At 45.1% G+C, this 13,451-nt stretch carries 13 protein-coding genes; all 13 read right to left on the reverse strand.

All coding sequences use genetic code 11. The features are described 5' to 3' along the window. Window positions 1-322: 322 nt before the first annotated feature. Window positions 323-460: an FkbM family methyltransferase gene (locus CPIN_RS39680; protein WP_083781138.1), complete on the reverse strand. Its 138-nt coding sequence runs from the start codon at window positions 458-460 to the stop codon at window positions 323-325. A 440-nt stretch (window positions 461-900) separates the two neighbouring features. Beyond that, the gene (locus CPIN_RS23530) at window positions 901-2,097 is read right to left on the reverse strand and encodes an acyltransferase family protein (protein ID WP_012792348.1); all 1,197 of its coding nucleotides are present in this window, start codon (window positions 2,095-2,097) and stop codon (window positions 901-903) included. A 42-nt stretch (window positions 2,098-2,139) separates the two neighbouring features. Further along, window positions 2,140-2,685, reverse strand: a complete 546-nt coding sequence (locus CPIN_RS23535; protein WP_012792349.1) for an acetyltransferase — start codon at window positions 2,683-2,685, stop codon at window positions 2,140-2,142. Next, window positions 2,686-3,648 (reverse strand): MraY family glycosyltransferase, encoded by a 963-nt coding sequence (locus CPIN_RS23540; protein WP_012792350.1) that lies wholly within the window; start codon window positions 3,646-3,648, stop codon window positions 2,686-2,688. Further along, the gene (locus CPIN_RS23545) at window positions 3,645-4,568 is read right to left on the reverse strand and encodes an NAD-dependent epimerase/dehydratase family protein (RefSeq protein ID WP_012792351.1); all 924 of its coding nucleotides are present in this window, start codon (window positions 4,566-4,568) and stop codon (window positions 3,645-3,647) included. The genes CPIN_RS23540 and CPIN_RS23545 overlap by 4 nt, the downstream gene beginning before the upstream one ends. Then, window positions 4,565-5,788, reverse strand: coding sequence for a glycosyltransferase family 4 protein (locus CPIN_RS23550; protein ID WP_012792352.1), 1,224 nt, complete (start codon window positions 5,786-5,788; stop codon window positions 4,565-4,567). Before CPIN_RS23550 ends, CPIN_RS23545 begins: the two co-directional genes overlap by 4 nt. Window position 5,789: 1 nt before the next feature. Next, complete coding sequence (gene wecB, locus CPIN_RS23555; RefSeq protein ID WP_012792353.1) at window positions 5,790-6,941, reverse strand: non-hydrolyzing UDP-N-acetylglucosamine 2-epimerase; 1,152 nt, start codon at window positions 6,939-6,941, stop codon at window positions 5,790-5,792. 23 nt (window positions 6,942-6,964) lie between these two features. Next, window positions 6,965-8,083 carry a polysaccharide biosynthesis C-terminal domain-containing protein gene (locus CPIN_RS23560; RefSeq protein WP_012792354.1) on the reverse strand — a complete coding sequence of 373 codons (1,119 nt, stop codon included), beginning with the start codon at window positions 8,081-8,083 and terminating at the stop codon, window positions 6,965-6,967. Beyond that, window positions 8,080-8,538, reverse strand: a complete 459-nt coding sequence (locus CPIN_RS23565; RefSeq protein ID WP_012792355.1) for a cupin domain-containing protein — start codon at window positions 8,536-8,538, stop codon at window positions 8,080-8,082. The genes CPIN_RS23560 and CPIN_RS23565 overlap by 4 nt, the downstream gene beginning before the upstream one ends. Then, on the reverse strand, window positions 8,507-9,544 hold the full coding sequence (locus CPIN_RS23570; RefSeq protein WP_012792356.1) for a polysaccharide biosynthesis protein: 1,038 nt from the start codon (window positions 9,542-9,544) through the stop codon (window positions 8,507-8,509). Before CPIN_RS23570 ends, CPIN_RS23565 begins: the two co-directional genes overlap by 32 nt. A gap of 6 nt (window positions 9,545-9,550) precedes the next feature. Next, complete coding sequence (locus CPIN_RS23575; RefSeq protein WP_012792357.1) at window positions 9,551-10,687, reverse strand: glycosyltransferase; 1,137 nt, start codon at window positions 10,685-10,687, stop codon at window positions 9,551-9,553. 41 nt (window positions 10,688-10,728) lie between these two features. Further along, window positions 10,729-12,219, reverse strand: coding sequence for a right-handed parallel beta-helix repeat-containing protein (locus tag CPIN_RS23580; RefSeq protein WP_012792358.1), 1,491 nt, complete (start codon window positions 12,217-12,219; stop codon window positions 10,729-10,731). 59 nt (window positions 12,220-12,278) lie between these two features. Beyond that, complete coding sequence (locus CPIN_RS23585; protein ID WP_012792359.1) at window positions 12,279-13,436, reverse strand: glycosyltransferase family 4 protein; 1,158 nt, start codon at window positions 13,434-13,436, stop codon at window positions 12,279-12,281. Window positions 13,437-13,451 lie beyond the last annotated feature (15 nt).

A 13,451-nucleotide genomic window follows, 5' to 3' on the forward strand; every position in this document is an offset into this window, starting at 1 on the left:
TAAAGATATGTAAATAATTATAATTTGTAATAATATTTAATTTGATGGAAAAATTAAATATCATTACAGTGCATAATACTGTATCACATTGTTGACAATCAATAAAATAAGGCTATTGGCGAATCGGTTAATGTCTCATATAAGAATATGGTTTTATTGTTGAGTACGCATTAATGAATATTTCTATCCAAGTGGTGAAATATAAAAGATATGGTAATGATGCTCGTTCAGTAATGCGATGGATTTCTCTGTATCAGCAACAGCAACGTTTTCAAAAAATGATGGAATTCGATCAGGGATGGTCCAATTTTTATGCCTGATCCTAAAATATCTTTATTACAGCATATTCTGCTCCTTCAATATCTATGTTTAGTATAACAATATGATCATGCCCTAATTCCTGCATGATCGTCTTTAAACGCTTTGAAGGCACTCCCACGTATGCGTTCTCCTTATCAATCGCTACAACAGAATGAGAATGTGATCAGGATGCTCCGGCTTGTAAAATTCATATAACCGTCACTGTCAGATAAGGCGACTTCCTGATAAAAGAACTCCGCCGGTAACAGCTGCTCCTGCAACCAACCTTTTACGTACGGTGTCGGATCAAACGCATAGACACGCACGCCATATTTATTCGATCACAGAAAGATCAAACGTAATATCGTTACCAATCCTACAGCATACACAATACTGTCTGCGCCGATATGCCCCGACCGTATCAGTCATCCTTCTTATTCAGACCAATGTTTTTCATACGGAACTTTTAACTGTATACGCGTCTTAGGGCGCTTTGCCGGAACGCATCTGCCACGCGTCTTGCATGATCTTAAATAATCCTTTTATTCTAATCAGTATGCGGGGATGTTATAAATAGCTTCTATTGTCCCGTCTGTAAAATCATTTCCTCGGTCTGAGCAAATAAGGAATGGTCTTCCATGAAACTGTAGAGCGGCCTCTGAAAAATGCGAACAGCTTTTGTGGCCAGTGTTTGTCCATGCAAGGTCGCTCTATTAGCAGAAAGTAAACAGCTGATATCGCCATAATCAGGCAAAGCTGTAATACATTGAATAACGCCAGATTCAGATATATTGAGTCAAAAAAGAAGCCATTAATGAACTTGCTGCCAAACGCAGAAATAATAGCCGTATGTAACAGATAAATGGAATAGCACATACCTCCGATTGTGAAAATAATCCTGTTGGTCAGAAAGCCATTGATAAAGCCATGAAACAAACACAGATAGTTAAAAATAGCAATGACTATAAACAGCCCCATATTTAATACCAGATCAGGATCATTATTAGGCAGCATCATCTTCAATATAAAGACCAGCATTAAAGCCGGTATTCCTATTGCCCATACCCATGACTTATTAAGCGGCAGAACCGTATTAGTTACTTTCAGATCTGCGAGTAGAAAACCTGTCAGGAAATACTGGATAGAATCTACAATCGTACGGTACGGCAACTGATAAACACTTCTTACTGAAATCATTAATACACATATCAGCAAAATAATAGTTCTCCGTTTTGCAGCCGGCAGTAAAAACAATCTAGCGAGCAACGGCGCCATAATATAAAACTGTACTTCCACTTCCAAACTCCAGGCCACTCCATTAACAAGTGGTAGAGTGTACCTGTCCCAGAAAAGATTATGCGTATAAGTCAACGATGCCAGAAGACTCGGTAATAACTCGCTGAAAGTATACTTATGTAAAACATACACCAATACAGCGAAAAGCATAATCATACATAACATGTACGGTGGCTCCAGACGCGTCAGTCTCCTGACAAAATACGAACGCAAAACCACCTTCTTTCCATCGCCAAGATATTGATTGGCAAATGGCAGCCCAAGTATATAGCCGCTGATAACAAAAAACAACGAAACACCTATGCCACCTCCCTGCAGCATGTAATCAAAAAGGGATAGCCACTTATCCTTCTGATGTAAAAGCTCTTCTACCTTATCAACAAAAAAGCCGTCAATATGAGCTATCACAACGGCAAATACTGCAATAAAACGTAAACCGTCTACTTCCGGAACAAATTTTCCGTTAGACGTGATCCGGTTAAAAATTGATGAGGGTTGCATGATTATTTTAAGAATATTGGTTACGAGGTAATAATGGCTATGTCAGGTAATAACACTGAGGGGAGGAATATTCGTCCAGTCTTCAATTTTAACGTTTCTCATAACTACAGCGCCGGCGCCAATCGTAACACCTTCACCGATAACCGCTCCACCACCGATATAACATCTGGGGCCAATATGTGCAAAATCGCCGATTGAAGCTTCATGATCTACGGCACAACCGATGTTGAGGATAACATGCCGTCCGATATTTACGCCTGCCTGTACAATCGCGCCAGGCATTACTACTGTACCTTCTCCGATACGCACATCATGGGTGATAAAAGCGGCGTTGTCAATAAATGTACAATATTTATGTGCTACAAATGAAACAATTTTTTTTCTTACTGCGTTATTACCGACTGCAACGACCAGCGGACAATCAGGCAACCATCCAACATCATACGGCACGACCGCCTTTTGTCTGTATGTGTGATCGATATTCGCATTATCATCAAAGAAAGCAGCAACCTCATAATTATTTTTCACCGCCAGCGATTCTACTGTCAATGCATGTCCTCCCGTGCCATAAATAAGACAGTTATCCATTTATTTTCCGTTTAAACGTGGTTGCATCAGCCGTCCTTTTAAAATAATATAGGTCGTCACCAAGGGCAACAGTATCAGTATGCCTTCCAGCCACATCCGATCTATATTTAAAGGCATGTGCAACACCAGTACAATAATCAATGCCTGTAACGCAGCATAAACAGTTGATATGACCAGGTGAGGGACTTTTTGTTCGTTCGCCAGTATCTGATAGAAATGCAGCCGGTGTGCCCTGAAAATGTTTTGTTGCAAAATTAATCTGTGCACGATTGTAAGAATAGAATCTACTCCATACACAGCAAGAAACAATATATACATCCAGTTGCCTGTAGTTAGGATCAGGTCCAGCAACAATGCCACAATCCAGAAGGCAATCGTCACACTGCCCACATCGCCTGCAAAACAAACTGCCTTTACGCGGAAATTAAAAAACAAAAAGACCACACAGGCAATCATCGGGATCCATATCATATCCGCTTCAATAAACGATACCTGGTATACATTTACATATTGCAGACCTCCTAATATCACCAGACTATACAGTCCCGTAATACCATTGATGCCATCCATAAAATTGTACGCATTAATAATACCGATCACCAGTATATACAATGGAATGATCACCAATACAGACAATGACATCACCTGCAGGTACAAAAACAACAGCGTAACCGCCACCATATGAAACAACAGCCGCACCTTATTGGGCAGCGTATAAATGTCATCCAGGAAACTTATCAGTCCGATAACCAGAATGCCTGTTACCGGCAGCCAGAAGGCGGTAAAATGCGTACATAGCACTACCAGTGCCGCCATGATAAACACAATCCCTCCGCCCCGGATTGTGACGTTCTTATGCGAACTCCGCTCGTTGGGTTTGTCAATGATATTATACCTGTCCGCTATTCTGAAATAAACAGGTAATAACACAAAAAATAATACAGCAGTCGCTAAATACATCATAATACAGACGATAACTTATCAATAACCCGGGAAGGCTGCCAGTTGAATGCACGTCTTGCTTTCCCGTCGTCAAAGGTCAATGTGGAAGTAATTTTACGTAGTTTATCACTGTTTACCGGCGCTCGCTTTCCCAACAGATTCCCCACACCCGCAATCATTTTTGCCATTCCCATCGGTATGGCAGAAGGAACTTTTTTCTTTAGCGCTGTCGCGATACAGGTTTCCAGTTCCCTGAAACTTGGATGATACCCATCTGTCAGATTATACACCCCTCCCTCCTTCATCGCTACTGGTATCACAGCTGCTACATCTCCGGCCCATACAACGCTCTTGCGTGCCGCTGCATCTCCAATGCTCAGGTACCTGCCGGAAGCAATGCCGCGTATCATAGCGCCCAGGTTGCCTGGTGGCTCCGGACCAGCAATCAGCGGCAACCTTAATATCAATAGCTGTACATCCCGCTGGCCACACCATTCCGTCAGGTAATGCTCTGCCTGGATCTTACTTCTTGCATAAGGCGTATCGCCATTCAAGGGATGCTGTTCATTGATCAGCACTCCTTCATCGACGCCATACACCGCAACAGTACTGATAAACACAAAATAAACAGGAATGGCATCCGATGCCTCCAGTGACTCGCACAGATGCACCGTACCATATAAATTCACTTTATAAAACTCGTCTGCCTCCTCTGGTGAAGCGGGTACTACATGCGCCTTCCCGGCACAATGCACCACCACCTCACACGCCGGCAGTTCTCTTGTTTTCTCCCTGGAAAGATCCATCTTCATATGACTCGTCTGTCCGTATTCAGGACCATTACGGCCTATAGTTGTTACTTCGTATTCAGATCGTAGTGTATGCAGGATCTCCGTGCCCAGAAAACCGGAAGCGCCGGTTAATAGCAAAGATGCTTTCATGTTACTGTGAGTATTTGCGCATACTTGTCCAGGATACGCTCTTTGGAATATACATTTACCGCCAGGCTACGGGCACGTGCGCCCTTCGTTTCCAGCTCGGCAACTGACGCTTTGGAAAAGCTGTTAAAGAAGTGCAGCAGCCCCTCTTTGTCGGTCAACTGAAAACACCAGCCTACCCCATGTTCTTCTACCATCTGCCCTATTTCCCCGCTACGGTCGCCAATATAAAGAATCGGTTTACCCGCCGCCAGAATATTGTATGATTTGGATGGCACTCCCAATCCTACCATACCATCCTGCAAGGACACAATGCCAATATCCGAAGCGTTCAGAAACTGCTGTTGCTTACTTCTCGGAAAAGAATCCAGTATGCTCACATTTGTCAGCTGATGCGCTTCTACATAAGCCTGTAACTCTTTTTTCGAAGCGCCCTCCCCGATAAACATAAAATGCAGCAAAGGGTTCCGCACCTCTCTGATAATGGCAAATAGCTCCTGTAAGCCCTGTACACGCCCCAGATTGCCGGCGAACTGAAAGATGATCTTTTCGCCGATGTGCAGGTCTTGTACAAGCCCGTTGCCCATTTTATCCTGCGGACTGATAATCTCGATATCCGCCCAGTTCTCAATGATATGAATCAATGGCCGATACGAATATTTAGCCATCTTTTCTTCAAAAAGTGCCTTCATATCCCTTCCCAACACCAATAACACCGTCATACGACTGTATGCGGCGTTAAATATGCTTTTCAGGAACCGGTAAGGCAGACTCCCTGGTTTTACCAGCTTCGCTACCACCAGGTTCTCCGGAAAAACATCATGTACGATGGTATAACAACGCAGCCCCTTCCAGCGACAGATACGTGCCGCCAGCAGTAAAAGCGGCGCCGGATTCGTTACCAGCAATACATCATCTCCCCTCTTCGCCTTGCGAAATAAGGCAAAAGCCAGGCGCAGACTGATCAGCACCAGCCGCAAGGCCCTTTGTAAAAGTTTATCCTTATTGAGATTGCCCGCCTTTACCCGGGTAATCTCGATATTCTCTAATCGCTGGGCATCTGCCATTATCTTAGACTGCTGATAAGCAGCCGGTCCGCAAAGCACATGTACCTTTCGTTTCCCCGCTACCTGCTCACTGATCTTGGTCATGATATAAGCAGTCGAGGTCTCCTCCGGGAAAAACAATTCCGTTACCACCCAAAATGTTTTCTCCCTGGTCATATCACTGATTTTTGCTCCATACAACCCTGTTTACATAATCAGTATAAGACAGAATAATTCTCACCACTTTATCTGATACATTCGGCATGCTGTAATCCCCCACTTCCCGCAAGGTGCGTTCCGTCCCTCTTCGCTGTGACGCCAGCTCTACCAGTCCCTGCATAATCCGCTCCGGATTCAGTCCCACCATCATCACAGAAGCCTCTTCCATTGCTTCCGGACGTTCATGCGCTTCCCGGATGTTCAACGCGGGAAAATTCAGGATAGACGACTCTTCGGATATCGTGCCACTGTCTGACAACACCGCTTTTGCATGTAACTGCAAAGCGATATAATCACTCAGTCCCATGGGTTTCATCAATCTTACCAAAGGATCAAAAGTCACGCCCTTTGCATCAATCATCTTCCTGGTGCGCGGATGGGCAGAGACGATCACCGGTTGACCAAACTGCTTTGCAATACCATTTAACGTCGTCACCAGGTGATCGAAATTCCTGTCTGAATTAATATTCTCTTCCCTGTGTGCAGACACCACAAAGTATTGTTGTTCCTGCAACTCCAGGGTGGTCAGTATCCCTGATTGTTTTACTTTAGGCAGATAATGATGCAGCACTTCGTACATCGGACTACCTGTTTTTATCACCCTGTCCGGCGGCAATCCTTCCCGGAGCAGATACTCTCTTGCGATATCGGAATAAGTCAGGTTGATATCGCTGATATGATCTACGATCTTCCGGTTTGTCTCTTCCGGTACGCGTTGATCAAAACAGCGGTTTCCCGCTTCCATATGAAAAATCGGGATCCTTCTTTTCTTGGCCGGGATAGCACAAAGACAGCTGTTCGTATCTCCCAGTACAAGAAAAGCATCCGGCTGTTCTGCTTCCAGTACCGGATCGATCTTAATGAGGATCTGCCCGATTGTTTCCGTGGCAGTCTTTCCTGCCGCTTCCAGGAAGTGATCAGGTTTACGCAGTCCCAGGTCTTCAAAGAAGATCTGATTCAGCTCATAATCATAATTTTGTCCCGTATGCACCAGCACATGTTCGATAGCTTCAGATTCATCCAGTTTCGCCAGCACTCTGGCCAAACGTATAATTTCCGGGCGGGTTCCTACAACAGTCAGTACTTTCAGTTTCTTCATTGTGTTACTCATAACTGGTTTATACGCGATGCTTTTTAAACGACTTCGAAATAGGTATCGGGGTCCTGCGGATCAAAAAACTCATTGATCCAGAATACGGTATATAGCTCTTCTGCGCCTATGTTTTTGATGTTATGGGTATACCATACCGGCATGTCCACATAAGAAGGCGTATCGCCATCGAGCTCAAAGCTTAGTACCTTATCCGTATTGTATTGCCGCAGCTCTATCAGCGCCTTGCCTTTGATGACCAGGAAACGTTCAATCTTCCGGGTATGAAAATGGTTGCCCCGGGTAATCTCCGGTACCGTCGTTGAAAACGATACCTGTCCGCCCTGCTGGAGTTTGACCATTTCTACGAATACGCCCCTGTTATCGGCATGTTGCTTTAGTTTATAAGGAAAATAGGACGCATGATCAATAAAGCTGCGGAAGGTATTGAACAGCTGTATGCTGAACTTATCCGGTAATGCGGGGAAGATCCCCTCTTCCAGGTAAAGATCACGGTAAGATTCCAGCTTTTCCAGTATCTCGCTGACATAACATTCCGTAGTATGCGGCACCAGCCATAAAGGGTCATTTTTAGCCTCTCTGATGGCAGCAATAATATGATCAGCCAGTTCATCGACATAGATCAGTTTCAGCTGTCCGTCGTTATCAATATGCGGCTGTTCTCCGGTACATAACTGGTGACAGAAGGTAGCAACCACCGAATTGTAAAAAGGCTTCCCAAAGGGCCCGAATACGTTAGGAATGACCATCCCTGTAAACGGTGCATGGATCTCCGCCGCCCATTCGCGCAGCAACTCCCTGCCCTGCCTTTTTGATTGCCCGTAGGGATTCTCCCGTTCCTCCTGTGTGGAAGAAGAAAAGATCACGTGAGGAGCCGCCTGTGTCGATTTCAGTGCTTCAAGCAGTTTTGCGGTCAGTTCCACATTGGTATCATGTACCACCTGCGGATCAGGATGACGGTTCATGGCTGCCAGGTGAACGATTACGTCGCATTGGGACACCCAACCGGACAGTTCACCGGCATTGTCGAAATATTCCCGTTTAAAAGGGACCAGTGCAAATTCTTCTTTCCGCAGACTGATCCTGTTGAACAGATAGCTTCCGATAAATCCATACTGTCCTGTAATACCGATTCTTTTCATGCAGTAGTGATATGAGCAGTTGCCTGCTGCCAGTCAAACCATAAGTGCTGATCAAATGACCAGCGGTCAGCGGCAGATGCTTCCAGGTTAAGATTTGAATAGACCATCAGTACGGATCCCGGTTCCAATGCTTTAATACCATTGGCATAACCGGCAGGGATGTGTAACACTGCCGGCGTTCCTTCTTCAAGTATAACATGTTCCGCCGGCAGATCGGATGAAGGCTGCTCCCAGTCGTCCACTTCTACCCAGGCGATCACAAAGCGTCCTTTCACCACATAAAAGAACTTCTCTTCTATCTTGTGCCCCTGCCAGGCACGGATAACCGCTGCATCCGGATGGGTGATCTGGTAAAAACGTTGTACATCCGGAAAGGTGAAGTCATTTACAAATTGCAGCGAACCCCGATGGTCGCTGAACTGATTACCCTTTATATAATTCACCTTCTCCGACATGGCTATTACTTAATTGTTCCTGTACATAATCGAGTTTCAGCAGCATAGCGCGCAGTTCTTCGTCTGAGAGACGGTATGTATTGTGTGAATGATAGTCCTGCGCCTCTGCTATGCGCTCATTTCCTTCGGAGAAATATTTCGCATAATTAAGATCCCTGTCATCCGCAGCGATACGATAAAATTCACCCATATCTTCCGCCTTGCCAAACTCTTCACGGGTCAGTAATGTCTCATAGAGTTTTTCTCCGTGACGGGTACCGATCACATTGATCTCACTCCTGGATTCAAACAGTTCTATCAGCACACGGGCCAGCTGACCGATGGTAGATGCTGGCGCCTTCTGTACGAAGATATCACCCGGATTAGCGTTCTTATAGGCAAAGAGTACCAGTTCCACCGCATTATCCAATGACATCATAAAACGTGTCATTTTCGGATCGGTAATGGTTAATGGCAAGCCTGCCTTGATCTGCGAAATAAACAACGGAATCACCGAACCTCTGCTGGCCATTACGTTACCGTATCGGGTACAGGTGATCAATGGTTTGTTGTGTAATCTGGCTTTAGAAATCGCCACCTTTTCCATCATCGCTTTGGAAATACCCATGGCGTTGATGGGATAAACTGCCTTGTCTGTACCCAGACAGATCAGCTTTTCTATTTTATGTTTGATGGCTGCCTCTACCACATTCTCCGTACCCAGTACATTTGTACGCACGGCCTCCATGGGATAGAACTCACAGGAAGGTACCTGTTTCAAAGCAGCGGCATGGAATACATAATCTACACCATCCATGGCATTATCGATACTACGGAAGTCGCGGACATCTCCCATAAAGAATTTCACCTTATCGCTACGTAGCAGGTTACGCATATCGTCCTGCTTTTTCTCATCACGGCTGAAGATTCTGATTTCCCTGATATCTGTATGTAAAAACCTTTTGAGTACAGCGTTTCCGAAGGAACCTGTACCACCGGTAATAAGCAGGCATTTATCTTTAAACATGAGTAGTTATTTAGCTAAGTTCAAAAATTTATCATCGATGAATTTTCCGATATCATCCCAGGTCTTGGAACTTTCCAGTATCTCCTGTCCGCGGCATAGTTTATAATCCATTGTATTGGGGTCGTTGAATGCGTCCATAATCTTATTGACAATATCTTCCGCATTATGGGGGTCGAAGTAGTAAGCAGAGTCAAGACACACCTCATGAGCAAAGTCCATATCACTGGTGAATATCAGTTTGCGGAAGTGCATAGCCTCAATGTAAGATCCTGAGAACGATTCCAGCAATGTAGGCAGAAACAGTCCATCCTGTGTGGCGTACACGCTCCCCAGCTCTTCCAGCGGAACGTTGCCATGATTGACGATAATATGGCTCAATCCCATTTTTTCTATCGTGTCCAGGAAACGCCTGCTACCCTCATTTTCTGAGCGGTCTATCGTTACCGTGATCTTAATAGGCAATTTCCTTTCAGCGATCAGTCTCCCTGTTTCGTATAATATCTCGTAGTTCTTATGCGGATAGTACTTGGCAATAAAAAGCAGTTTAATTTCCTTTTCCGACTCACTTCTTCTTCGCGGCGGTGCAATACCACTGGTATAAGAGACCGCATTCGGGATTACGACGATACGTTCTTCCGGAAATTTATACAAACGGCTCATACGTGAACGCATGGACTCCGTCTGTACACCCAGCATAGATGCGAAGTGCAGATTAGTCCTTATCAGCCGGAGCGTATTCATGATATACCGGTAGAAAGGTTTGTCGTTTTTCCTGATCCTTTTCCATACAATACTTTCCGGGTAAGCCACATAAGCCTGGTGTATCAGGAGAAACTGCGTCTTTCTTGTGGGGATGGCGATATTGCCCAGACTCAGAACAAAGTCGGTCTCAGTAAATGCGACCCGCAAGGGCAGCAACAGGTAATTGGATATGATCTTCAATACAGCGTGATTGTATATCTTATCATATATCAGCAGTTTCACTTTTTTGTTGGCCGCGAATCTTTCATAACCGCAGCCTGCCGGTACGGTTACGATCATCGATGATACGGCAGGATGTGATGAATAATAGTTGATAATATTGAACCCGACGGTCCTGCCACCGCCGAATCTCAGGTTTGCAGCATTAATGAATAATTTCATTGTCAGTTAATGTGTTTTTCATACGTGGCGTTGCGCTGCTCCTAATTATTCCGGTTCCTCATGATCCTGCTGCCACCGGGCGCCACATTTGATACTTTGATGGAATTGTCTATCGTATTCTTATTCCCTATCAGCTGATTATCCTGTATATCCAGGTCTTTCAGCTGATTATTATATCCCTGGCTTGTTTTATCATCTTCCCCTACCAGGTTGATGACATTGGTAGATGTACCATAAAATTTATTGTTGGCAATACGAATATTTTCGCCTGTCGGTATATTTCTGAACCGTTTCAGGAAACCATTGGAGGAATAAGCGGGTCTGCCGGTATTACCAAATTGTCCGCGGATGGCCAGTTTAGCGATATCCCTGAATTCATTGCCTTCGATCACATTTCCATTGGTATTCCGCATGTAAATACCCGATTCTTTTACGCCGAGTATCTTGTTATTCCTGATGGACGTATTGAAGCCATAAATGCACACAATACCATACCTACCGGAATTGGTAATCGTATTATTCTCAACCGTGCAACCTACGCCCCCACTGACTGTAATAGCGCCCCTTCCCAGCGTTTCCGTATTATCTGAATTGATCAGTGTATTGCTCACTTTATTCCCTTTCACGATCGCGCCATGCGTTTTCATGACATAAATACCCATTCCCATGTTATTGGTAGTACCGTCTTTTGCGCCGATATTGCTGACCGTGTTGTTGATGATAGCAGTCGTGAATAAAGTGGAATCTTCATAACTGGTCTCGTAGGAAATGATCCCGTAACGCAGACAATTACTGATAGTGTTACCAATGATCTTATTGCCGGAGCCATGGGTCATGACGGCAATACCATGTCCCAGTGTCTGTGCGCCGTCAATCGTATTGTTACTGACTTCATTGTCTGTATGTGCATAGCCTGTTCCGGAATACCCGATCATGATACCGCTGCCATCATACCCTTTAGGGAGTGATAATGCAGGCGATTTGATGGTATTACCTGTAATCACGCATTTGTTACATCCTTTATTACCATTCCTGTTCAGAAATATATTGAAGCCACTGATACCGGTAAATATGCAGTTCTTGACGGTACTGTTGGATACCGCTGATAAGGCGATACCGTAGCCTTTATACAGGTCGGGGGCCGACTGACCATTTCCCTGCAAGGTGGCGTTTTCAACACTACAGTTATCATTCAGAATAAGGATACCGCCATTGGTATTATTGGCCAGTTTGAGTGATGCTCCTTTCGCGAAGACCATCCGTGTACCTGCAGCAGCCGTCCGGAGCGTCTGGCTGATCAGGTACTGCCCTGCGGGGAATGACACGATCTTGTCACTTGCCGTTGCTGCCTGATTCAATGCCTGCTGAATCGCTTTACTATCATCTGTTGTACCGTCGCCTTTGGCGCCAAGTGCCCTGACGTCGATAGCCACAGGTTTGTAGACGGATAATGCGTATACCTTACTGGCGTCTGAGGCGCATACAAGAGAGAAAAACAGCCAAAACGCCACTTGCAGGATCCTGATAGTCATGATATTATCATTTAATTCGAGAATAAAAAGATATCATCTTACCAATGCAAGTTTGAGGCCTATTCCAGATAGCGCTCTGCAATACTTTTCCAGGACATCTCATTCATGATGAGCTCCCTGCTACGCTGACCCATTGCTTTTCTTTCCGCTTCGTTATTGATCAGGAGATCATAGGCATTAATGAGATCCTGCATGTTATCTTCCCTGATGGCAATACCATTATTGTTCTTATAGCGCTCCGTCAGGAAGTCGCAGCAAACGATGGGTACGCCACAACTACAGGCCTCAATCATGGACATAGAGCCCTGTCTTGGCCAGGAAGCGATATCACTGGCGGAATAGATGGCAACCAGCTCTTTATTGGTTACGGCAGGCAGCATGATGACCTTAACCCTGTCTGCCACCTTAGCGGCGTGCAATTCCAGCTCTTCCCTGTAATTAGCCTCCATATTGCCTACATATAGCGCCACGATCTTTTTATCCCCAAGCTTGTCCCTCAGCTGATCCAGCGCTATCAGTGTATAATGCGGTGCCTTTTTGAAGGTATGTTTACCGGTGTAGGTAATGACGATCGCGTCTGGATCTATGCCGTTACGCTCTCTGAAGGCAGCCGCCTGTTCCTTTTCAAAACGGAAGAGGTTTGTATCTGCACCCAGCGGTATCATTTCTACCCTGGATTTCGGGTAACGGTAGAAGTCGACAATATACTGTACGCACTCATCTGCTACACCGACGATCCGGTCTGCACTTTTATATACTTTCTGGAAATTAAAGGTCTTATAGTAGAGTTTTCCGAGGATGGAACGGTTCACTTCCGACATCAGCATGTGGTCATCCACCAGCAGTTTAAAGCCCATGCTTTTCTTCCAGCTTGATACGCGGAGGGCATTGAAATTGCCGATACCATGACACACCACCAGGTCCGGTCTGAGTCTTCTCAGTACCCTTTCAAGTCCTTTCAGCCATACGCGCTTGCTGACTTCGAATGCGACAGGCAGTTTGATCACCCGGTAACCCTCTAAATCATATTCACCTGGCTCATGTATCCTGTTGCCCAATACCGGCTTTGTCGTATTCTCATAGTCCGGGAAAGGGAAATATCGCTCGGAGGTCACCACCGTTACTTCGTGACCCATCTTGGCATGTTCAATTGCTAAAAAATATTCCTGGTAGCCAAGTTCCGGCTGGAAGTAATTGCATAAGTGTACGATCCTCATATGTTCAGTATTATG

Source organism: Chitinophaga pinensis DSM 2588, assembly GCF_000024005.1.
Classification (GTDB): domain Bacteria; phylum Bacteroidota; class Bacteroidia; order Chitinophagales; family Chitinophagaceae; genus Chitinophaga; species Chitinophaga pinensis.